The 25,033-nt window shown below is 75.2% G+C and carries 2 protein-coding genes (1 of these 2 cut by a window edge); both read left to right on the forward strand.

Going from position 1 to position 25,033, the window contains the following annotated elements; genetic code table 11:
* Positions 1-16,497, forward strand: coding sequence for a type I polyketide synthase (locus tag OHA81_RS24975; protein WP_443056657.1), 16,497 nt, complete (start codon positions 1-3; stop codon positions 16,495-16,497).
* Positions 16,466-25,033: the 5' portion of an SDR family NAD(P)-dependent oxidoreductase gene (locus OHA81_RS24980; protein WP_443056658.1), read on the forward strand. The gene runs 2,001 nt beyond the window's last position; only the first 8,568 of its 10,569 coding nucleotides appear in the window; the start codon lies at positions 16,466-16,468; its stop codon lies off the right edge, out of view. The genes OHA81_RS24975 and OHA81_RS24980 overlap by 32 nt, the downstream gene beginning before the upstream one ends.

A 25,033-nucleotide genomic window follows, 5' to 3' on the forward strand; every position in this document is an offset into this window, starting at 1 on the left:
GTGCAGATGTCCGCGGGCTTCGATCCTGTCGCTGATGAACCGTCCGGCGCGGACGTCCGCCCGGGGGCCGAGCCGGCCGGCCGGCTGGCCGGACTCCCGCAGGGCGAGCAGACGAGGCTGCTGCTCGACCTCGTCTGCGCGCAGACCGCCGAGATCCTCCGCAAGGCCAGGCCCGACACCGAGCCCGTGGTCACGATCGGGACCTCCTTCAAGGAACTCGGCCTGGACTCCATCGGCATGGTCGACCTGCACGCCAGGATCAACGCCGCGACGGGCCTGGCCCTGCCCGTGACCGCCGCGTTCGACCACCCGAGCCCCGAACTGCTCGCCGCGTACGTGCGCACGGAACTGCTCGGCGCTCCCGCCGGGCCCCCCGCGCCGCGCGCCGCCGAAGCCCAGGCCCAGGCCTCCCCGCGCCACGACGGCGAGCCCATCGCCGTCGTCGGCATCAGCGGCCGCTTCCCCGGCGGTGTGCGTTCCGCCGAGGAGCTGTGGGACCTCGTCTCCCGGGGCGCCAGCGCCGTGGGGCCCTTCCCCGACAACCGCGGCTGGGACCTCGACGCCCTCTTCGACGACGACCCCGCCACCCCCGGCACCTGCTACACCCGCACCGGCGGCTTCCTCCACGACGCCCCCGACTTCGACGCCGAGTTCTTCGGGATCGGCCCGCGCGAGGCGCTGGCCATGGACCCCCAGCAGCGGCTGATGCTGGAGACGGCCTGGGAGGCGCTGGAGCGGACCGGGCTCGACCCCACCTCCCTGCGCGGCACCCGCACCGGCGTCTTCATAGGCGCCGGCCCCTCCGAGTACGGGCCGCGTGTGCAGGACGCCCCCGACTCCCTGACCGGGTACCTCGTCACCGGCGGCGCCCTCAGCGTCACCTCGGGCCGCGTCGCGTACGCGCTCGGCCTGGAGGGCCCGGCGCTGACCGTCGACACCGCCTGCTCCGGCTCGCTGGTCTCCCTGCACCTGGCCGTGCAGTCGCTGCGCCGCGGCGAATGCTCCCTGGCCCTGGCCGGCGGCGTCACCGTACTGAGCACCCCCGGCCTGTTCACCGAGTTCAGCCGGCAGCGCGGCCTCGCCCCCGACGGGCAGATCAAGGCCTTCGCGGCGGGCGCCGACGGCACCTCCTTCGCGGAGGGGGTCGGCCTGCTCGTCGTGGAACGCCTCAGCGACGCCCGGCGCAACGGCCACCAGGTCCTCGCCGTCATCCGGGGTACGGCCGTCAACCAGGACGGCGCCAGCAACGGCCTCACCGCCCCCAGCGGCGCCGCGCAGCAGCGCGTCATCCTGCAGGCCCTCGCCGACGCCGGGCTGTCCGCCGCCGAGGTGGACGCGGTGGAGGCGCACGGCACCGGCACCACGCTCGGCGACCCCATCGAGGCCCGGGCGCTGATCGAGACCTACGGGCGGGAGCGGTCCGAGGACCGGCCGCTGTGGCTGGGGTCGGTCAAGTCCAACCTGGGGCACACGCAGGCCGCGGCCGGTGTCGCCGGGCTGATGAAGATGATCATGGCGATGCGGCACGGCGTACTGCCGAAGACGCTGAACGTCGACGAGCCCACCGGCAACGTCGACTGGTCCGCGGGCACCGTCCGTCTGCTCACCGAGCCCGTCCCGTGGCCCGTGAACGGCGAGCGGCCCCGCCGGGCCGGAGTCTCCGGTTTCGGCATCAGCGGGACGAACGCCCACGTGATCGTGGAGGAAGCGCCGCGCGCACCGGAGCCGGACGCCGGAACCGCCGGCGAGGACCGGGTTGCTGCCGCCGACCGGGCCGTCGTCGCGGACCGCGCCGCCGAAGGACCGGACCGGGCCGCAGAAGGCGCGCCCACGCAGGCCGCCGCCGCGCCCACGCAGACCTCCGGCCCGGACCCCGACGCCGAAGTGCCCCCGAAGGCCCCCGCGCGGCCCGCCCTCGTGCCCGTCAGCGCCCGCTCCGAGGACGGCCTGCGCGCCCAGGCCGAGCGGCTGGCCGCCTTCCTCGCCGACCGCCCCGGCCTCACCCCCGACGACCTCGGCCACGCCCTCGGCACCGGCCGCGCCGCCCTCGAACACCGCGCCACCGTCCTCGCCGCCGACCGCGCCGAACTCCTCGAAGGGCTGCACGCCCTCGCCGCCGGAGGGACCACTTCCGCCACCCGTACGGGCACCCTGCCCGCCGGACGGCTCGCCTTCCTCTTCACCGGCCAGGGCAGCCAGCGCCTCGCCATGGGCCGGCAGCTGTACGACGCCCACCCGGTGTTCGCGGACGCCATGGCCGACGCCATCGGCTGGCTCGACCTCCAGCTCGACACGTCCCTGTGGGACGTCCTGTTCGCCGCCCCCGGCTCGGACGCCGCCGCGCTGCTGGACGAGACCCGCTACGCGCAGACCGCCCTGTTCGCCGTCGAGGTCGCCCTGTTCCGGCTCGTCGAGTCCTGGGGCGTACGCCCCGACTTCGTGGCCGGCCACTCGATCGGCGAGATCGCCGCCGCGCACGTCGCGGGCGTCCTCACCCTGGAGGACGCCGCCACCCTCGTCGCCGCCCGCGGCCGGCTGATGCAGGAACTGCCCCCGGGCGGAGCCATGATCGCCATCCGGGCCACCGAGGCGGAACTCCTGCCCCTCCTCGGCGAACACCCCCGCGTGGCCATCGCCGCCGTCAACGGCCCCGACGCCCTGGTGATCTCCGGCGAGGAGGACGCCGCGCTGGCCCTCGCCGACCACTTCGCCGCCATGGGACGCAAGACCAAGCGGCTGCACGTGAGCCACGCCTTCCACTCCCCGCTCATGGAACCGATGCTCGCCGAATTCCGGCGCATCGCGGGCATCCTCCACTACGCCCCGCCGACCATCCCCCTCGTCTCCACCGTCACCGGCCGCCCGGCCACCTCCGAAGAGCTCTGCTCCCCCGACTACTGGACCGGCCACGTCCGCGAGGCCGTCCGCTTCGCCGACGCCCTCACCTGGCTGGCCGCCGACGGGGGCGCCCGCACCTTCCTGGAGCTGGGCCCCGACGGCGTCCTCAGCGCGCTCGGCCGCGACTGCCTGCCCGAGGAGCGGGAAGCCGACACCGTCTTCGCGCCGCTGCTGCGCGCCGGGAAGGACGAGGTCCGCGAGGCGCTCGGCGCCGCCGCCCTCGCCCACGCGCGGGGCGCCCGGCTGGACTGGGACGCCGTGTACGAGGGCCGCCCCACCCGCCGCGTCGAGGGCCTGCCCACCTACGCCTTCCGCCCCAAGCGGTACTGGCTGACCCGGGACACCACCACCGGGGACCCCTCGGGACTGGGCCAGCTCGCCGCGCAGCACCCGCTGCTCGGCTCGGTGGTCGACGTCGCCGGCGCCGGCAGCACCGTACTCACCGGCCGCCTCTCGCTGCGCACCCACCCGTGGATCGCGGACCACACCATCGCCGGCACCACCCTGCTGCCGGGCACCGCCTTCGTGGAACTCGCCCTGCGCGCCGGCGCGGAGACCGGCTGCGCGCTGGTCGAGGAACTGACCCTGCACGCGCCGCTGGTACTGCCCGAGACGGGCGGAGTCGCCCTCCAGGTGCTGATCGCCGCCCCGGACGCGGCGGGCCGCCGGACCATCGAGTGCCACTCCCGCACCGACAGCGCCGACGCCGCCGAGGACGGCTGGGTCCGCCACGCCACCGGCGTCCTGGCCCCCGCGGCCCCCGCCGCGGCCGCCGCATCCCCGGACGGGGCGTGGCCCCCGGCGGGCGCCGTGCCGCTGGACGTCTCCGGCCTGTACGGCGACATGGCCGCCGAAGGCTACGGCTACGGGCCCTCCTTCCACGGGGTCCGCGCCGCCTGGCTCCTCGACGGCCAGGTGTTCGCGGACGTGGAACTCCCGCAGCCCGCCCGCGCCGAGGCCGCCGCCTTCGGACTGCACCCGGCCCTGCTCGACGCAGCCCTGCACCCCGCCGACCACGCCCTGGCCGCCCGGGGCAACCGGCCCGAAGGCACCTGGATCCCGTTCTCCTGGAACGGCGTCACCCTCCACGCCTCCGGCGCGGCCGCTGTACGGGTACGGATCACCGCGCGCGGCCGCGAGGAACTCGCCGTGGACGTCACCGGTCCCGACGGCGCGCCCGTCGCCCGGGTCGAATCCCTGCTGTTGCGGGCCGTCACGGCGGACCAGCTCGCGGGCGACCGCCCCGACCCGCTGCTGCGCGTGCAGTGGAACCCGCTCGCACTCCCGGCGGAGACGGTCGCGTTCACGGCCCGCGCCGAGGACGCCCCCGCGCCGTACGTCGTCCACCTCACCCTCCCGACTCCGCCCGGGGACCTGCCCGCCGCCGTCCGGGCCGTCACCGCCGACGCGCTGGCCGTCGTACAGGACTGGCTGGCCGACGACCGGTACGCCGACTCCCGCCTCGTGGTCGTCACCCGCCGGGGCGTCGCCGTACCCGGCACCGACGTGGACCTCGCGCAGGCGCCCGTCTGGGGACTCGTACGCTCCGCCGAGGCGGAGAACCCCGGCCGCTTCGTCCTCGTGGACACCGACCCGGCGGGAGAAGAGCACCTCGGCCGGGCACTGGCCGCCGCCGCGCAGGAACCCGAACTCGCCCTGCGCGCAGCCGAGGCGTACGTTCCCCGACTCGCCCCCGTCCCCGCATCCGCCTCCGGCGAGGACCGGCCCTCCCCGTGGGACGCGGCCGGCACCGTGCTGATCACCGGCGGCACCGGAGGCGTCGGCGCCGCACTCGCCCGCCACCTCGTACGCCACCACGGCGTACGCCACCTGCTGCTCACCAGCCGGCGCGGCCCCGACGCCCCCGGCGCCCGGGAACTGCTGGCAGAACTTGCGGATTTGGGCGCCGACGCCGACATCAGCGCCACCGACGCCGCGGACCGGGACGCCCTCGCGGCGCTGCTCGCCGCCATCCCGGAGCGGCACCCGCTCACCGCCGTCGTGCACGCGGCCGGAGTCATCGACGACGGGCTCGTCGGCTCCCTCGACCCCGCCCGGCTCGACACCGTGCTGCGCCCCAAGGTCGACGCGGCCTGGAACCTGCACGAGCTGACCGCGGACCTCGACCTCACCGCGTTCGTCCTGTTCTCCTCCGCCTCCACCGTCCTCGACGGCGCCGGCCAGGCCAACTACGCCGCCGCGAACCTCTTCCTCGACGCCCTCGCCGCCCGCCGCGCCGCCGCCGGGCAGGTCGTCACCTCCCTCGCCTGGGGCCTGTGGGCCGGCGACGCCGGCATGGGCGCCACCCTCGACGCCGTAGCCCTCACCCGCATCGAGCGCCTCGGCCTGGATTCCCTGTCCTTCGAGGAGAACCTCGCCCAGCTCGACGCGGCGCTCGCCGGACACGAGCCGGCCGTGGTTCCCGTACGGGTCAACCACCGCGCCGTGCGCGGCCGCGGCGACGGCGTCCCGACCCTGCTGCGGGCCCTCGTGCGCACCCCCGTGCGCCGCCCCACCGCCGCGGCCGGTCCGGCCGTCACCGGCCCGGCCACCGGACCGGCACCCCTCGCCGCCCAGCTCGCCGGACTCGGCGCCGCCGACCGCCTGGCCACCGTCCTGCTGCTGGTCCGCACCGAAGCCGCGGCCGTCCTCGGCTACCAGAGCGCCGAAGAGGTCACCGCCACCCGCGCGTTCACCGAGACCGGCTTCGACTCCCTGGCCGCCGTGGAACTGCGCAACCGCCTCTCCACCGCGACCGGTCTGCGGCTCAGCGCCACCCTGACCTTCGACTACCCGACGGCCACCGCCCTGGCCGAGCACCTCGTCACCAAGCTGCTCGGCGCGGCCGCCCCCGCGGCCGCCGAGACCCGGCCCGCGGCGGGCGCGGGCTCCGCCGCCGCCTCCGACGACCCGGTCGTGATCGTCGGCATGGCCTGCCGCTACCCCGGCGGCGTCTCCTCGCCCGAGGAACTGTGGCAGCTCGTCGCCGAGGGCTCCGACGCCATCGGCCCGTTCCCCACCGACCGCGGCTGGGCCGCCGACCTCTACGACCCGGAGATCGGCAAGCCCGGCAAGACCTACTCCACCGAGGGCGGCTTCCTCTACGACGCCGCCCAGTTCGACCCCGCGTTCTTCGGGATCAGCCCCCGCGAGGCCCAGGCCATGGACCCGCAACAGCGGCTCCTCCTCGAAGTCGCCTGGGAGACCTTCGAACGCGCCGGGATCGACCCCCGGTCCGTCAAGGGCAGCAGCACCGGCGTCTTCGCCGGCGTCATGTACCACGACTGGGGCCTGCGGCTCGGCCCGCTCCCCGAGGACGTGGCCGGCTACCACGGCAACGGCAGCCTCGCCAGCGTCGTCTCCGGACGCGTCGCCTACGCACTGGGCCTCGAAGGCCCCGCGGTCAGCGTCGACACGGCCTGCTCCTCCTCACTGGTCGCCCTGCACATGGCCGCGCGTTCGCTGCGCTCCGGCGAATGCTCCCTGGCCCTCGCCGGCGGCGTCACCATCATGTCCACCCCGGACACCTTCCTCGACATGAGCCGCCAGCGCGGACTCGCCTCCGACGGCCGCTGCAAGTCCTTCGGTGAGGGTGCCGACGGCACCGGCTGGGGTGAGGGTGCGGGTGTGCTGCTGCTGGAGCGGCTGTCGGACGCGCGGCGCAACGGTCACCGCGTGCTGGCCGTGGTCAGGGGTTCGGCGCTCAACCAGGACGGTGCGAGCAATGGTCTGACCGCGCCGAACGGTCCCGCCCAGCAGCGGGTGATCCGCCAGGCGCTGGCGGACGCGGGTCTGTCGGCCGCCGAGGTCGACGTGGTCGAGGCGCACGGTACGGGCACCCGCCTCGGCGACCCCATCGAGGCGCAGGCCCTGCTGGAGACCTACGGCCGGGAACGCCCCGAGGGCGAGCCGCTGTGGCTCGGCTCCATCAAGTCCAACATGGGCCACACCCAGGCCGCCGCCGGCGTCGCGGGGATCATCAAGATGGTCCTGGCGATGGACCACGGCGTCCTGCCGCGGACCCTCTACGCCGAAACGCCCTCGGACCAGGTCGACTGGTCGGCGGGCGACGTGGAACTCCTCACCGAGGCCCGCGACTGGGTCGCCCGCGGCGGAGTCCGCCGGGCCGGCATCTCCTCGTTCGGCATCAGCGGCACCAACGCCCACGTCATCATCGAGCAGGCGCCACAGGCGCCGGCCCTCGACGCCGAACCGGAAGCAACGCTCCCCGCCGTGCCGTGGGTCGTCTCCGGCGCCACCCCCGAGGCCCTGCGGGCCCAGGCCGACCGCCTGCGGGAGCGCCTCGGCGGCCTCACCGACGAGGAACTGACCGCCGCCGCCCACACGCTGACCACCGGCCGCGCCGCACTGGAACACCGCGCCGTCGCCCTGGGCGCCGACCGCGCCGAACTCTCCCGCTCGCTGGAACTGCTCGCCGGTGCGGGCGCGGCCCAGGACGGAAAGACGGCGTTCCTGTTCACGGGGCAGGGTGCGCAGCGCCTCGGGATGGGCCGGGAACTGTACGAGGCCTTCCCGGAGTTCGCGGCCGCGTTCGACGCGGTGTGCGCGGAAGTGGACGTCCATCTCGGGCGGTCGTTGAAGGACGTGGTGTGGGGTGAGGACGCGGACGCGTTGAACGCCACCGCGGTCACCCAGCCGGCGCTGTTCGCGGTCGAGGTCGCGTTGTTCCGCCTCGTGGAGGCGTGGGGCGTGCGGCCCGATGTCGTGGCCGGTCACTCGATCGGTGAGCTGGCCGCCGCGCACGTCGCGGGCGTCTTCTCGCTGGCGGACGCGGCCCGGCTGGTCGTGGCGCGGGGCCGGCTGATGCAGGAGCTTCCTGCCGGTGGCGCGATGCTGGCCGTGCAGGCCGCCGAGGACGAGGTCCTGCCGCTGCTGACCGGCGGAGTCGGTATCGCAGCGGTCAACGGGCCGCAGTCCGTGGTGGTTTCGGGCGTCGAGGCGGCCGTCCTGGCCGTCGGCGAGCACTTCGCGGCGGCCGGTCGCAAGACCAGCCGGCTGTCCGTCTCGCACGCCTTCCACTCGGCCCTGATGGACCCGATGCTCGACGAGTTCCGTGCCGTTGCGGGCGCATTGACGTACTCCGCTCCGCGCGTGGCCGTCGTCTCCACCGTGACGGGTGAGCTCTGCGAGGACTGGCGGTCGCCCGAGTACTGGGTCGGCCAGGTCCGCGAGCCGGTCCGCTTCGCGTACGCCGTCCGCCGCGCCGAGGCGCTCGGCGTACGCACCTTCCTGGAGATCGGCCCCGACGCCGTCCTCACCGCCCTCGGAACGGGTTCGGCCACCGGCGAGGACACCGGTTTCGTCGCCCTGCTGCGCCGCGACCGCGACGAGGCACGCGAGGTGCTGACCGGCATCGGAGCGGCCTGGGCCCGCGGCACCACCGTCGCCTGGCCCGCCGTCCTCGGCCGCACCGGGCGCACCGGCCCGCTCGTGGACCTGCCCACGTACGCCTTCCAGCGCAAGCGCTACTGGCTCGACGTACCCGCGCACACCGGCGACGTCGGCTCCGCCGGCCTCGACCCGATCGCCCACCCGCTCCTCAGCGCGGCCGTGTTCTCGCCCGAGTCGGGTTCCGTCGTCCTCACCGGACGGCTGTCGGCCGCCGGACAGCCGTGGGTCGGCGACCACGGGGTGCACGGCGCGATCCTGCTCCCCGGCACCGGTTTCGTGGAGCTCGCCGTACGCCTCGGCGACGAGGTGGGCTGCGACCTCCTGGAGGAGCTGACGCTGGAGGCGCCGCTCGTCCTGCCCGCGCACGGCGGAGCCGCCCTGCGGGTCGCCGCCGGCGCCCCCGACGCCTCGGGCCGCCGCGCCCTGCACATCCACTCCCGCCTGGACGACGCCCCCGCGGAGTCCTGGACCCGCCACGCCACCGGCTTCCTCGCCACCGGCGCACCCCCACAGGTCGACGCCGACCTGACGCAGTGGCCGCCGCGCGGCGCCACCCCCGTCGAGGTCGACGGCGCCTACGAGCGGCTGCGCGAGCGCGGCTACGGATACGGCCCCGCCTTCCAGGGCCTCAAGGCCGCCTGGCGGCGCGGTGACGAACTGTTCGCCGAGGTCGAACTGCCCGACACGGTGCGCGCCGAAGCCGTCGAGTACGGGATGCACCCCGCCCTCCTCGACACCGCCATGCACGTCGACGTCCTGGTCGACCAGGGCGAGGGCGGAACCGAAGCGCTGCTGCCGTTCGCCTGGAGCGGCGTGTCGCTGCACGCCGCCGGGGCCGGCGCACTGCGCGTGTACGTACGCCGCATCCGTGGCGCCGAGGAGTCGGCGATGGTCGTCGCCGACGAGACAGGCCGCCCGGTGATGACCGTCGCGTCGCTGATCTGCCGGCCCGTCTCCGCCGAGCAGCTGGAGCCGGCCGACGGCGTCCTCACCGACGACCTCCAGCACATCGAGTGGACCACCCTCCCGGCGGCGGCCCGGCCCGCCGAGTCCTCCGCCGTGGTCCTCGACGAGTACGGGCTGGCCATCCACGCCGACACCCCGGCCGTGGTCCTGGCCGTCTGCCCCACCCCGGCCGGCCAGCCGGTGCCCGACGCCGCCCGCACGGTCACCTCGTACGTGCTCAGCCTGGTGCAGTCCTGGCTGGCCGACGAGCGGTTCGGCAGCTCCACCCTGGTCGTCGTCACCCGCGGCGCGGTCGCCACCGGCGCCGCCAGCGCCCCGGACCTGACCCAGGCGCCCGTGTGGGGCCTGGTCCGGGCGGCGCAGGCCGAGAACCCGGGCCGGATCGTCCTGCTCGACACCGACCCCGCCGAGGACACCGCCCCCACCGACGTCGACCCCGCCCTCGTGGCGCTGGCCCTGGAGCAGGGCGAGCCCGAACTCGCCCTGCGCGAAGGCCGCTTCCTCACCCCGAGGCTCGTCAGGACCGCCGTCCCCGAGGCCGACGCCCCTTGGAACGACCGGGGCACCGTCCTGATCACCGGCGGCACCGGCGGTCTCGGCGCCCGCCTGGCCCACCACCTCGTCACCCGCCACGGCGTCCGGCACCTCGTCCTCACCAGCCGCCGCGGCATGGACGCCCCCGGCTCCGCCGCACTGCGCGACCGGCTGATCGAGGCCGGCGCCGAGCAGGTCCGCATCGCCGCCTGCGACGCGGCCGACCGCACGGCACTGGCCGGCGTACTCGCCGCGATCCCCGACGAGCACCCGCTCACCGGCGTCGTCCACGCCGCGGGCGTCGTCGACCCCGGCCTGATCGCCGCGCTCACCCCGGACAGCCTGGACACCGTCATGCGGCCCAAGGCAGACGCCGCCTGGCACCTGCACGAGCTGACCGCGGGCCTCGACCTGTCCGCGTTCGTCCTGTTCTCCTCCGCGGGCGGACTCGTCCTGCCCGCCGGACAGGGCAACTACGCGGCGGCCAACGTCTTCCTCGACGCCCTCGCCGCCCACCGGCAGGCCGCAGGACTCCCCGCGACCGCCCTCGCGTACGGGCTGTGGGCCGTCAACACCGGCCTCGGCGGCGAACTCACCGACGCCGACGTCGAGAAGATGAACCGGCTCGGCCTGCCCGCCCTGCCCGAGAGCCGCGGCCTCGAACTCTTCGACGAGGCCCTGCGCACCCGGCACGCCCTGCTCGCCCCGCTGCCCCTCGACCCGACCGCCCTGCACGCCCGAGGCACCGACGTCCCGCCGCTGCTGCGCGCCGCCGTCGCACGGCCGGCCACGACCCGGCGCGCCGCCGCGAACAGCGCCCCCGGCGGGGACGGCCTCGCCCGCAAGCTGGCCGGCCTCACCGCCGCCGAACGCGGCCGGGCCCTGCTCGACCTGGTCGCCACCCAGGTCGCGGCCGTCCTCGGCCACGACTCCGCCGACAGCGTCGGAGCGGACCGGGCCTTCAAGGAACTCGGCTTCGACTCGCTCGCCGCCGTCGAACTGCGCAACGCGCTGAACGCGGCCACCGGACTGCGGCTGCCCGTCACGCTCGTCTTCGACTACCCGAACACCCGGGCCGTCGCCGAGCACCTCGCCCAGGACCACTTCGCCCAGGACGACGACGGCGCCGAGCCCGGACAGGCCACCGCCCAGGCCGCCCCCGTCGGCCTGGCCGACGACGAACCCATCGCGATCGTCGGCATCAGCTGCCGCTTCCCCGGCGGCGTACGCTCCGCCGAGGACCTGTGGGACCTCGTCGCCGAAGGCCGCGACGCCATCGCCGACTTCCCCGCCGACCGCGGCTGGGACACCGACGCCCTCTACGACCCGGAACCCGGTCTGCACGGCAAGACGTACGCCCGCGAAGGCGGATTCCTCTACGACGCCGCCGAGTTCGACCCGGCGTTCTTCGGGATCAGCCCCCGCGAGGCCATCGCGATGGACCCCCAGCAACGACTGCTCCTGCAAGCCGCCTGGGAAGCCTTCGAACGCGCCGGCATCGACCCCTCCGCCATGCGCGGCAGCCAGACCGGCGTCTACGCCGGCGTGATGTACCACGACTACGGCTCCCGCCTCCAGCACATCCCCGACGACGTCGCCGGCTACCTCGGCAACGGCACCGCGGCCTCCATCCTGACCGGCCGCGTCGCCTACACCCTCGGCCTCGAAGGCCCCGCCGTCAGCGTCGACACCGCATGCTCGTCCTCGCTCGTCGCCCTCCACATGGCCTGCCAGGCACTGCGGCGGGGCGAGGTCGACATGGCACTCGCCGGAGGCGTCACCGTCATGTCGACGCCCGAGATCTACGTCGAGTTCGCCCAGCAGCGCGGCCTGTCCGCCGACGGCCGCTGCAAGGCCTTCGCGGGCGGCGCCGACGGCACCGGCTGGGCGGAGGGCGTGGGCCTGCTCCTCGTCGAGCGGCTCTCCGACGCGCAGCGGCTCGGCCACGACGTACTCGCCGTGATCCGCGGCTCCGCCATCAACCAGGACGGTGCCAGCAACGGGCTGACCGCCCCCAACGGGCCCTCGCAGCAGCGCGTCATCCAGCGCGCCCTCGCCGCCGGCGGCCTGACCACCGCCGACGTGGACCTCGTCGAGGGCCACGGCACGGGCACCCGGCTGGGCGACCCCATCGAGGCACAGGCCCTCCTCGCCACCTACGGGCAGGGGCGGCCCGCCGACGACCCGGTGTGGCTCGGCTCCATCAAGTCCAACATCGGACACGCCCAGGCCGCGGCCGGGGTCAGCGGCGTCATCAAGTCGGTGATGGCCCTGCGCAACGGGCTGATGCCCAAGACCCTGCACGTGGACGAGCCCTCGCCCGAGGTCGACTGGGAAGCCGGCAACGTCCGCCTGCTCACGGAGGCACGGCCGTGGCCCCGCCGCGCGGACCGGCCGCGCAGGGCCACCGTCTCCTCCTTCGGCCTCAGCGGCACCAACGCCCACCTCATCGTGGAGGAGGCCCCGGAAGCCGTCCCGACCGAGGCGGGCGCGGCCGACCTGCCGGCCCTGCCGCTGCTGCTCTCCGGAGCCGACCCACAGGCACCGGCCCGCCAGGCCGAGGAACTGCACGCCCGGCTCCTCGCCGAACCGGAGCTGGACCTCACCGACGTCGCCCGTACCCTCGCGACGGGCCGGGCGGCGCTGGAACACCGCGCGGTGGTCGCAGCTGACGCCCACGACCGCGAGAGCGCGCTGCGGGGCCTGGCCGCCGTCGCCGCCGGGGACGGCGTAGGGGGCTCGGCGCGAGCCGGTGGGCGGACGGCGTTCCTCTTCACGGGGCAGGGGGCGCAGCGGCTGGGGATGGGTCGTGAGCTGTATGACGCGTTCCCGGTGTTCGCCGAGGCCTTCGACGCCGTGTGCGGAGAAGTCGACCGGCATTTGGGTCGGTCGTTGCGGGAGGTGGTGTGGGGTGAGGATGCGGCCGCGCTCGATGCGACCGCGTTGACGCAGCCCGCACTGTTCGCGCTGGAGGTTTCTCTCTACCGGTTGGTGGAGGCGTGGGGCGTGAAGCCCGATGTCGTCGCCGGGCATTCGATCGGTGAGCTGGCCGCCGCCCATGTGGCGGGGGTGCTGTCCCTGGCGGACGCGGCCGAACTCGTCGTGAGCCGGGGACGTTTGATGCAGGCGCTGCCTGCGGGTGGGGCGATGCTCGCCGTGCAGGCCACCGAGGAAGAGGTGCTGCCGCTCCTGACCGACGGTGTGGGTATCGCTGCGGTCAACGGGCCGCAGTCGGTCGTCGTCTCCGGTGTCGAGGCTGCTGTGCTGGCTGTCGGTGAGCACTTCACGGCCGAAGGTCGCAAGACCAGCCGTCTGGCCGTCTCGCACGCTTTCCACTCGGCTTTGATGGATCCGATGCTGGACGAGTTCCGTGCCGTCGCTTCCCGGTTGACGTTCTCCGCGCCGCGGATCCCGGTGGTGTCCACCGTCTCCGGTGAGCTGTCGCTGGACTGGCAGTCGCCTGAGTACTGGGTCGGTCAGGTCCGCGAGGCCGTCCGCTTCGCGGACGCGGTACGGACCCTGGAGCAGCAGGGAGTGACCCGTTTCCTGGAGATCGGCCCGGACGGCATCCTGACCGGTCTCGCGCAGCAGGGTGTGGACTCCGAGCAGGCGGTCCTCGTACCCGCCCTCCGCAAGAACCGCCCCGAGCCCGAGACCCTGATCGCCGCCCTCGGGCAGCTGCACGCCACGGGCGTCCCCGTCGACTGGGAGGCGTTCTTCGCCGGCTCCGGCGCCCGGCACGTCGACCTGCCCACCTACCCCTTCCTCCGGACCCGCTACTGGCTCGACGCTCCCGCCGCGGTCGGCGACGCGGCCGGGATGGGCCAGGCCGCCGCCGGGCACCCGCTGCTCAGCGCCGTACTCGCCTCCCCGGAGACCGGAGCCCCCGTTCTCACCGGCCGGATATCCACCTCCACCCACCCCTGGCTGGCCGACCACGCCGTTCACGGCAGCGTCCTGCTCCCCGGCACCGCGTACGTCGAACTGGCGCTCCGCGCCGGCCACGAGGTGGGCTGCGCCCAGCTGGAGGAACTCACTCAGGAGACGCCGCTGTTGCTGCCCGGGAAGACGGGGGTCGCGGTGCAGGTGGTCGTCGGCGGGGCGGACGGCTCCGGGCGTCGCGACGTAGCCCTGTACTCGCGGGCCGAGAACCTGCCGGCCGACGCACCCTGGACCCGCAACGCCCGCGGCGTCCTCGCCCCGGAGCCGGCGGCCGCCGTCCCCGACCTGGAGGCGTGGCCGCCGGCCGGGGCCCGGCCCGTCGACGTCAGCGGGATGTACGAGGACCTCGCCGGACTCGGCTACGGGTACGGCCCCCTCTTCCAGGGCCTCACGGCGGCCTGGCGGCGCGGCGACGAGCTGTACGCCGAGATCTCGCTCCCCGCCCACGCCCGCACCGACGCCGCCCTCTTCGGCCTCCACCCGGCCCTCCTCGACGCCGCCCTGCACGCCGAGCGCATCTTCGACGAGGACGCCGACGGCCCCGTCCGGGCCGCCCTGCCCTTCGTCTGGACCGGCGTCACGCTGCACACCACCGGGGCGTCCGCGCTGCGGGTCCGCCTCACCAAGCCGGGCCCCGACGCCGTCGCACTGCGGATCACCGCACCCACCGGTGAGCCCGTCGCCACCGTCGATGCGCTCGTCGTGCGCGAGGTGTCCCCGCAGCAGCTGGCGGGTGACGGATCGGGCGGCGACGGAGCCCTGTTCCGCATCGACTGGCAGGCGCACCAGCCGGCTCCCGGGCCGGTCGCGGCCACCGACGACTGGGTGGTGGTCGGGGCCGGGCTGCCGGGCATGCGCCCGGTCGCCTCACTCGCCTCACTCGCCTCCCTGGCCGACCTCGCCGCCGAGCAGCGCGTCCCCGACGTGGTCGTACTGACCGCGCCCGACGTCTCGGACGTCTTCGGCACCAACGCCGGGGTGCCCGAGCAGGTCCGCACCTCCGTGGGCCGGCTCCTCGACGGGCTCGGGCAGTGGCTCGCCGACTCCCGCTCCGCCGACTCCCGCCTGGTCCTCGTCACCCGCAACGCCGTCCCCACCGGCCGGCCGGGCGCGGAACCCGTGGACTGCGTACAGGCACCGCTGTGGGGTGTCATGCGCGCCGCGCAGGCGGAGAACCCGGGCCGTTTCACCGTCGTCGACCTCGACGGAGCGCCCGAGTCGGTGGCCGCACTGGCCGCCGCCGTGGCCTCCGCCGAACCGGAGATCGCCGTCCGGCGCGGGGAGATCCTCGTACCGCGCTACGTCGCGGCGCCCGGCCGGCCCGCCGAACCCTCGGCGTGGGACCCGGACGGAACCGTCCTGATCACCGGCGGCACCGGTCTGCTGGGCGCGGTCCTGGCCAGGCACCTGGTCACCGCGCAGGGCGTACGCCACCTCGTGCTCACCAGCCGTCGCGGCGCGGACGCCCCCGGCGCCGCCGAACTGCGCGCGGAACTCACCGCGGCGGGAGCCCACGTACGGATCGTCGCCGTCGACGCGGCCGACCGCTACGCCCTGGCCGCGCTGCTGGACGAGATCCCGGCCGAACACCCGCTCACGGGCGTCGTGCACGCCGCCGGGGTGATGGACAACGCCCTGGTCGGAGCCGTCACCAAGGAACAGGTCAGCAAGGTGCTGCGGCCCAAGGTCGACGCCGCCTGGCACCTGCACGAACTGACGAAGGACCTGGGCCTGTCCGCCTTCGTGCTGTACTCCTCGGCCGGCGGCCAGATCCTGTCCGCCGGGCAGGCCACCTACGCGGCGGCGAACGTCTTCCTCGACGCGCTGGCCGCCGAGCGCCGCGCCGCCGGTCTCGCGGCCACCTCGCTCGCCTGGGGCCTGTGGGAAGGCACCGTGGGCGAGGGCCCCGAACTCACCGAGGCCGACCTGCGCCGCATGAGCCGCTCGGGCGTGCTGGAGCTGTCCTTCACCGACGGCGTGGCCCTGTTCGACGCGGCGCTCGCCCTGGACGAGGCGCTGCTGGCCCCCGTCCGGCTAGACCGCGCGGCGCTGGCCCGACGTGCCGACGAGATCCCGGCCCTGCTGCGCGCCCTCGCCGGGCCGCCCGCCCGCCCGACCGCCAAGCCCGCGGCGCTGCCCGCGACGGGCGCCGCCGACACCGCCGGCTCCCTCGTCCGGGCCAAGCTCGCCGGCCTCCCCGCCGGACCCGAGCGGGTCCGCTACGCGGAGGAACTCGTCCGGGGCCACGCGGCGGCCGTACTCGGACACGGCGACCCGGCAGGGGTGGGAGCGGACCGGGGCTTCACCGAGCTCGGACTCGACTCGCTCGGCGCGATCGAGCTGCGCAACCGGCTCCAGAAGGCGACCGGGCTGCGCCTGCCCGCCACCTTGATGTTCGACTACCCCAACTCGGCGGCCCTGGCCGGGTTCCTGCTGGAAGAGCTGGAACCAGGGACGGACCCCGCGAGCCCTGCCGCCGGACCGCACCTGGACGAGGACGGCATCAGGCGGGCCCTGCTGTCCATCCCCGCCGCGCGACTGCGCGAGTCCGGGCTGCTCGACGCCCTGCTCGGACTGGCGGAAGGCGACACGGCGGGCGTCCGCGGAGCCTCGGTATCGGCCCCCGCGGCAGCCTCGGCGGCCCCGGTCACGGCTCCCGGGACACCGGACCAGGGCGCGGCCATCGAGGACATGGGCGTGGACGACCTCATTCGTGCCGCCTTGGCCGGCGGCGAACCCAGCTGAAACCGACCGGACCGACCCGGAATTCGAGGATGACGTGAGCACATCGGTGGAACAGGTCGTAGCGGCACTGCGCAAGTCACTCACGGACAACGAGCGACTGCGCGAAGAGAACGCACGGCTGACCGCGGCGGGCAACGACCCCGTCGCGATCGTGGCCATGGCCTGCCGCTACCCGGGCGGCGCGGGCACGCCCGAAGGCCTGTGGCGGCTGGTGGCCGAGGGCACCGACGCCGTGTCCGGCTTCCCCGCCGACCGCGGCTGGGACCCCGACGTCTACGACCCGGAGCCGGGCGTGCCGGGCAAGACGTACGCCCGCGACGGTGCGTTCCTCTACGACGCCGCCGCCTTCGACCCGGCCTTCTTCGGGATCTCCCCGCGCGAGGCGCTGACCATGGACCCCCAGCAACGGCTGCTGCTGGAGATCTCCTGGGAGGCCGTCGAGCGGGCGGGCGTCGACCCGACCCGGCTCAAGGGCAGCCGGACCGGCGTGTACGCCGGTGTGATGTACCACGACTACGCCGACGGCAGCGCGGGCAGCTTCGTCTCCGGCCGCACCGCTTACACGCTGGGCCTGGAAGGTCCCGCCGTCACCGTGGACACGGCGTGCTCCTCGTCCCTGGTGGCCCTGCACATGGCCGCCCAGGCCCTGCGGTCCGGTGAGTGCGACCTGGCCCTGGCGGGTGGTGTGACCGTCATGTCCACCCCGGACATGCTCGTGTACTTCTCCGGCCAGCGCGGACTGGCCCCGGACGGCCGGTGCAAGCCGTTCGCCGCGGCCGCCGACGGCACCGGGTGGGGCGAGGGCGCGGGCGTACTGCTGCTGGAGCGGCTCTCCGACGCGCGCCGCAACGGCCACCCGGTCCTCGCCCTCGTCAGCGGCTCCGCCGTCAACCAGGACGGCGCGTCCAGCGCCATGACCGTTCCCAACGGCCCCGCGCAGCAGCGGGTGATACGCCAGGCGCTGGCCGACGCGGGTCTGACGGCGGCCGACGTGGACGCGGTCGAGGCGCACGGCACGGGCACCCGGCTGGGCGACCCGATCGAGGCGCAGGCGCTGCTGGCCACGTACGGCAGGAAGCGGCCGCAGGACCGGCCGCTGTGGCTGGGGTCGGTGAAGTCCAACTTCGGGCACACCCAGGCCGCCGCCGGTGTCGCGGGCATCATCAAGATGGTCATGGCCATGCGGCACGGGGTACTGCCCAAGACCCTCCACGTGGACGCCCCGTCCGACCAGGTCGACTGGTCGGTGGGCGACGTGGCCCTGCTCACCGAGGCGCGGGAATGGCAGGCCGACGGCCGGCCCCGGCGCGCGGGCATCTCCTCGTTCGGCCTGAGCGGCACCAACGCCCACGTCATCGTGGAACAGGCCCCCGAGCAGCCGGAAGCCGACGGAACCCCCGCACCCGCCCTGCCGGCGGGCGTGGCGGCCGCCCCCTGGCCGGTGTCCGCGAGGTCCCCGCAGGCCCTCGCCGACCAGGCCCGCGGCCTGCTCGACTCCCTGCGCGACGGTGACCCGAAGCCGGTCGACGTCGGCCACTCCCTCGCGGCGACCCGTTCCCTCTTCGAGCACCGCGCCGTGGTGGTCGGCGACCGCACGGCCGCGCTCGCCGCCCTCGCGGCGGGCGAGGAACACCCGGCCCTGATCACCGGCCAGGCCCGGCAGGGCGGCCGGACGGCGTTCCTGTTCACGGGCCAGGGGGCGCAGCGCCTCGGGATGGGCCGGGAACTGTACGAGGCCTTCCCCGCCTTCGCCGCCGCGTTCGACGCGGTGTGCGCGGAGGTCGACCTCCACCTCGGGCGGTCACTCAAGGACGTGGTGTGGGGTGAGGACGCGGAGGCGTTGAACGCCACCGCGTTGACGCAGCCTGCGCTGTTCGCGGTCGAGGTCGCGTTGTTCCGCCTCGTGGAGGCGTGGGGCGTGCGGCCCGATGTCGTGGCCGGTCACTCGATCGGTGAGCTGGCCGCCGCGCACGTCGCGGGTGTGTTCTCGCTGGCGGACGCGGCGCGGCTGGTGGTGGCGCGGGGCCGGCTGATGCAGGAGCTTCCTGACGGTGGCGCGATGCTGGCCGTGCAGGCCGCCGAGGACGAGGTCCTGCCGCTGCTGACCGGCGGAGTCGGTATCGCAGCGGTGAACGGGCCGCAGTCCGTCGTGGTTTCGGGCGTCGAGGCGGCCGTCCTGGCCGTCGGCGGGCACTTCGCGGCGGCCGGTCGCAAGACCAGCCGGCTGTCCGTCTCGCACGCCTTCCACTCGGCCCTGATGGACCCGATGCTGGCCGAGTTCGGCGCCCTGGCGTCCGAACTTTCCTACGCGGAGCCCAAGTTCGGTGTCGTGTCGACGGTGGCCGGTCGTTGCGGTGCGGACTGGCAGTCGTCCGAGTACTGGGTCGGTCAGGCCCGTGAGGCGGTGCGGTTCGCGGATGCGGTCCGGGCGTTGGAGGGCCAGGGGGTGACGCGGTTCCTGGAGATCGGGCCCGACGGCATCCTCACCGGTCTCGCCGCGCAGAGCCTCGACTCCGACCAGGAGCGGGTCCTCGTACCGGCCGTCCGCCGCAACCGCCCCGAGGCAGAGACCCTGATCGCGGCCCTCGCCCACCTCCACGTGGACGGCGTACGGGTCGACTGGGAGGCGTTCTACGCCCCCGCCGGCGCCCGCCGCGTCGACCTGCCCACCTACCCCTTCCAGCGCACCCGGTACTGGATCGACGCCTTCCGCCCCGGCGGCCAGGCACCCGCCGGGCTGTCCACGCCCCAGCACCCCCTGCTCGGTGCCGTGGTCTCCCTCGCCGACTCCGGCGGGGTGGTCCTCACGGGCAGGCTGGCCGTCGCCGCCGAGCCCTGGCTCTGCGACCACGTGGTGCGCGACGCGATCCTCTTCCCCGGCGCCGGATTCGTGGAACTGGCGATCCGCGCGGGTGACCACGCGGGCTGCGAGGTCCTGGAGGAACTCGCCCTGCACGCCCCGCTGGTCCTCCCCGAGGAAGGCGCCGTCGCCGTACAGATCGTGGTCGGGGCGCCCGACGACTCCGGACGCCGGACGGTCGGCGTGTACGCACGCCCGGAGGGCCTCCCGGAGCACGGGGGCGAACCCGACTGGACCCTGCACGCCGAGGGCGTACTGGCCGAGGGGGCGGACGCGCCCGCCTTCGACCTGAGCGCCTGGCCCCCGCCGGGCGCGGCCGCACTGCCCCTCGACGGCGCGTACGAGACCCTGCGCGAGCGCGGTCTCGCCTACGGGCCCGCCTTCCAGGGCCTGACGGCCGCCTGGCGGGACGGCGGCGCGCTGTACGCCGAGGTCGTGCTGCCGCAGGACACGGCGGCGGACGCGTACGGGCTGCACCCGGCCCTGCTGGACGCCGCGATGCACGCCGCGATGGTCGACGGAGCCGCCGGTGACGGCGCGGACGACGGCGGCGCGACGGTCCTGCCGTTCGTGTGGAAGGACGTCCGGCTGTACGCCGCGGGTTCCGGGGAGGCCAGGGTGCGGATCACCCGGCCCACCCCGCAGAGCCTGTCGCTGGAGCTCGCCGACGCCGACGGCACGCCGATCGCCGCGGTCGGCGGGGTCGTCGGCCGTGCGATGGACGACACGCGGGCCGGTGGTCGCGCCGAGAACCCGCTGTACCGCGTCGCGTGGCAGCCGACCGACCCGGCCGCGGCGGAGGAGTGGCTGCGCTGGGAGGACCTCCCCGCCGACGGCGGCCCGGTCGAGGGCACGGTCGTCCTCGACTGCGCCGCCGGGACGGAGGACGCGCAGGACGTGGTGGACGCGGTGCACGCGGTCACCCACCGGGTCCTCGGCGTGCTGCACGCCTGGCTCGCGGACCCGCGCTTCGCCGGGGCGTCCCTCGTGTTCCTCACCTGGGGCGCGGTGGCCGTCGCCGACGGCGATCCGGTCGACGTACGGCAGGCCCCCGTGTGGGGTCTGGTGCGGGCGGCGCAGGCCGAGAACCCGGGCCGGTTCCTCCTGGTCGACACCGACGGCACCGAGGGCCTCGGCCGCGTAGGGGCCGACGGCGAACCGGAGTTCGCGGTACGCGGAGGCCGCGTGTCGGTGCCCCGGCTGGTCCGGGCGGCCGCCGCCGCGACACCGCCGGTGTGGGACGCCGACGGAACGGTGCTGATCACCGGCGGTACCGGCGGCCTCGGCGCCCTCGTCGCCCGCCACCTGGTCGCCGAGCACGGAATGCGCCGACTGCTGCTGGTCGGCCGGCGCGGGCCGGACGCCCCCGGAGTCGCCGAACTCACCACCGCACTCGCCGGGTCGGGCGCCACCGTCACCGTCGCCGCCTGCGACGTGGCCGACCGGGCCGCGCTGGCCGCCGTGCTGGACGCGATCGACCCGGAGCACCCCCTGCGCGGGATCGTGCACGCCGCCGGCGTGCTCGACGACGCCGTGCTCACCTCGCTCACCCCCGAACGCTTCGACGCGGTCCTCGCCCCCAAGGCCGACGCGGCATGGCACCTCCACGAGCTGACCCAGGGCCACGACCTCACCGCGTTCGTCCTCTTCTCCTCCCTCGCCGGCACCCTCGGCTCCACCGGCCAGGCCAACTACGCCGCGGCGAACTCCTTCCTCGACGCCCTCGCCGCCCACCGCCGCACCGGCGGACTCGCCGCCGCCTCCCTGGCCTTCGGCCTCTGGGACACCCCCGGTGGCATGGGCACGCAGCTCGGCGAGGCCGAAGTGGAGCGGATGCGGCAGGCCGGCACCCCGGCCGTCTCCGCCGAGCAGGGCCTCGCCCTGTTCGACGCCGCCCTCGCATCCGGCGAGCCCGCGAGCGTCCCCGTACGCCTGGACCTCACGGCCCTGCGCGCCCACGTGGACGACACCCCCGCCCTGCTGCGCCGCCTCGTCCGAACCCCCGGCCGCCGCGCCGCCGCCCGGGGCGGCTCCCCGGCCCTGCGCGACCGGCTCGCCGGGCTGACCGGCGCCGACCGCGCCGACGCCGTCCTCGGCCTCGTCCGGACGAAGATCGCCGCCGTACTGGGCCATGCCTCGGGCGACGCAATCGAACCGCGGCGCGCCTTCGACGAACTGGGCTTCGACTCCCTGACCGCCGTCGAACTGCGCAACCGGCTCGACAAGGAGACCGGCCTGCGGCTGCCCGCCACGCTGATCTTCGACTACCCGACGGCCGGAGCGGTCGCCGCCCACATCCTCGAAGTCCTCGACGGCACCCCGGACGCCACGCCCGCACCCGCCGCACCCGCCGTCCGGGGCGCGGACGACGACCCCATCGCGATCGTCGGCATGGCCTGCCGCTATCCGGGCGGCGTCACCACGCCCGACGGGCTCTGGCAGCTCGTCGCGGGCGGGGTCGACGCCATCGCCCCGCTGCCCGACGACCGGGGCTGGGACCCCGGCGTCTACGACCCCGAGCCGGGCGTGCCGGGCAAGTCGTACGCACGTGACGGTGGATTCCTCTACGACGCGGCCGCGTTCGACCCGGCGTTCTTCGGGATCTCCCCGCGCGAGGCGCTGACCATGGACCCGCAGCAGCGGCTGCTGCTGGAGATCTCCTGGGAGGCGCTCGAACGCGCGGGCGTGGACCCGGCCGCGCTCAAGGGCAGCCGGACGGGTGTGTACGCCGGTGTGATGTACCACGACTACGCAGGCGGCACGGCGGGCAGCCTGGTCTCCGGCCGCGTCGCCTACACGCTGGGCCTGGAGGGTCCGGCGGTCACCGTCGACACGGCGTGCTCGTCGTCCCTGGTGGCCCTGCACATGGCGGCCCAGGCCCTGCGGTCCGGGGAGTGCTCGCTGGCGCTCGCGGGCGGAGTCACCGTCATGGCGACCCCCGACATGCTCGTGTACTTCAGCGAGCAGCGCGGCCTGGCCCCGGACGGGCGGTGCAAGTCGTTCGGTGCGGGCGCGGACGGTACGGGCTGGGGTGAGGGTGCGGGTGTGCTGCTGCTGGAGCGGCTGTCGGACGCGCGGCGCAACGGGCACCGGGTGCTGGCGGTGGTGAAGGGCTCCGCGCTGAACCAGGACGGTGCCAGCAACGGTCTGACGGCTCCGAACGGGCCGGCGCAGCAGCGGGTGATCCGCCAGGCGCTGGCCGACGCGGGCCTGTCGGCGGCCGACGTCGACGTGGTCGAGGCGCACGGTACGGGAACCCGTCTCGGTGACCCCATCGAGGCGCAGGCGCTGCTGGCCACGTACGGCCAGGGACGCGAGGAGGGACAGCCGCTCTGGCTGGGCTCCATCAAGTCCAACATGGGCCACACCCAGGCCGCCGCCGGTGTCGCCGGGATGATCAAGATGGTCATGGCGATGCGGCACGGCGTCCTGCCGCCCACGTTGCACGCGCAGGAGCGGTCGGACCAGATCGACTGGTCGGCGGGCGACGTGGAGCTCCTCACCGAGACACGGGACTGGGAGGCCCCGGGCCGGCGGCCGCGCCGGGCCGGCATCTCCTCCTTCGGCCTGAGCGGCACCAATGCCCACGTGATCGTGGAGCAGGCACCCCAGGACGAGCCGGAGACCGAGCCGGAGACGCGGGCCGCGCTGCCGGCCGTGCCGTGGCTGCTGTCGGCGAAGACCCCGCGGGCCCTGGCCGGGCAGGCGGAACGCCTGCTGGCCGTGGCGGACGCGCACCGCCCCGAGGACATCGGCCTCAGCCTCGCCACCACGCGCGGCGTGATGGAGCACCGGGCGGTGGTCGTGGGCGCCCGCACGGAGGCCCTCGCCGCACTGGCCGAGGGGCAACCGCACCCCGGCCTGCTGACCGGCACGGTGACCAAGGGTTCGACGGCGTTCCTGTTCACGGGCCAGGGTGCGCAGCGCCTCGGGATGGGCCGGGAACTGTACGAGGCCTTCCCCGCCTTCGCCGCCGCGTTCGACGCGGTGTGCGCGGAGGTCGACCTCCACCTCGGGCGGTCACTCAAGGACGTGGTGTGGGGTGAGGACGCGGACGCGCTGAACGCCACCGCGGTCACCCAGCCGGCGCTGTTCGCGGTCGAGGTGGCTCTCTTCCGGCTGGTGGAGGCCTGGGGTGTCACGCCCGACCTGGTCGCCGGTCACTCGATCGGCGAGCTGGCCGCCGCGCACGTCGCGGGTGTGTTCTCGCTGGCGGACGCGGCCCGGCTGGTCGTCGCGCGGGGCCGGCTGATGCAGGAGCTCCCTGCCGGTGGCGCGATGCTCGCCGTGCAGGCCACCGAGGAGGACGTTCTTCCGTTCCTCGGCGACGGTGTCGGTGTCGCCGCCGTCAACGGGCCGCAGTCCGTGGTGATTTCGGGTGCGGAAGCGGCCGTTCTGGCCGTCGGCGAGCACTTTGCCGCGGTCGGCCGTAAGACCAGCCAGCTGTCCGTCTCGCACGCCTTCCACTCGGCCCTGATGGACCCGATGCTCGACGAGTTCCGTGCCGTCGCAGCCGCGTTGACGTACTCCGCGCCGCGCGTGGCCGTCGTCTCCACGGTGACCGGTGAGCTGTGCTCGGACTGGCAGTCGCCCGAGTACTGGGTCGGCCAGGTCCGCGAAGTCGTCCGCTTCGCGGACGCGGTGCGGGCGCTGGAGGGGCAGGGCGTGACCCGGTTCCTGGAGATCGGGCCCGACGGCATCCTCACCGGCCTCGCCGCGCAGAGCGTCGTATCCGACCAGGCCGTCCTCGTGCCGGCCCTGCGACGCAGCCGCCCCGAGGCCGAGGCACTCGTCGCGGCTCTGGCGCAGCTGCACACGAGCGGGGTGGCCGTGGACTGGGAGGCGTTCTACGCCCCCGCCGGTGCCCGCCGCGTAGAGCTGCCGACGTACGCCTTCCAGCACTCCCGCTTCTGGATGACGGCCCCCGCCGCCGCCGGTGGCACGGCGGAGACCGGGCAAGTCGGGCTCGACCACCCCGTGCTGCGTGCGGCCGTCGAACTGCCCGACGAGGGCGGCACCGTGCTCACCGGCCGGCTGTCGGCGAGCACGCACGGCTGGATCACCGACCACGACGTCCTCGGCAGCATCCTGCTGCCCGGCACCGGCTTCGTGGAACTGGCCGTGCGGGCCGGCGAGCGGCTGGGCTGCGGACTGCTGGAGGAACTCACCCTCCAAGCCCCGCTGATCCTCCCCGCCCGGGGCGGCATCGCCGTCCAGGTGGCGGTCGGTCCCGCCGACGACGGCGGCCGGCGGACCGTGGCGATCCACTCGCGCCCCGACGACCAGCCCGACCTGCCCTGGACCCGCCATGCCGAAGGCACGCTGTCACCGGCGGCGGCCGAGCGGGCGGAAGGGCTCACCGAATGGCCCCCCACGGGCGCCGAGGAGATTCCCGTCGGCGACGCCTACCCGGACCTCGCGGCCGCCGGCTACCACTACGGGCCGGTCTTCCAGGGCCTGACGGCCGCCTGGCAGCGCGGCGAGGAGCTGTTCGCCGAGGTGGCCCTGCCGGAGCACGCCCACGGCGACGCGGCCCGCTTCGGCCTCCACCCGGCCCTGCTCGACGCGGCGATGCACGTCGGACTGCTCGCGATTCCGGGCCGCGAGGGCGGCGGCCGCACCTTGCTGCCCTTCGCCTGGAACGGGGTCGCCCTGCACGCCGCGGGGGCCAGGGCG

The organism is Streptomyces sp. NBC_00667 (genome assembly GCF_036226825.1).
Taxonomy (GTDB): Bacteria; Actinomycetota; Actinomycetes; order Streptomycetales; family Streptomycetaceae; genus Streptomyces.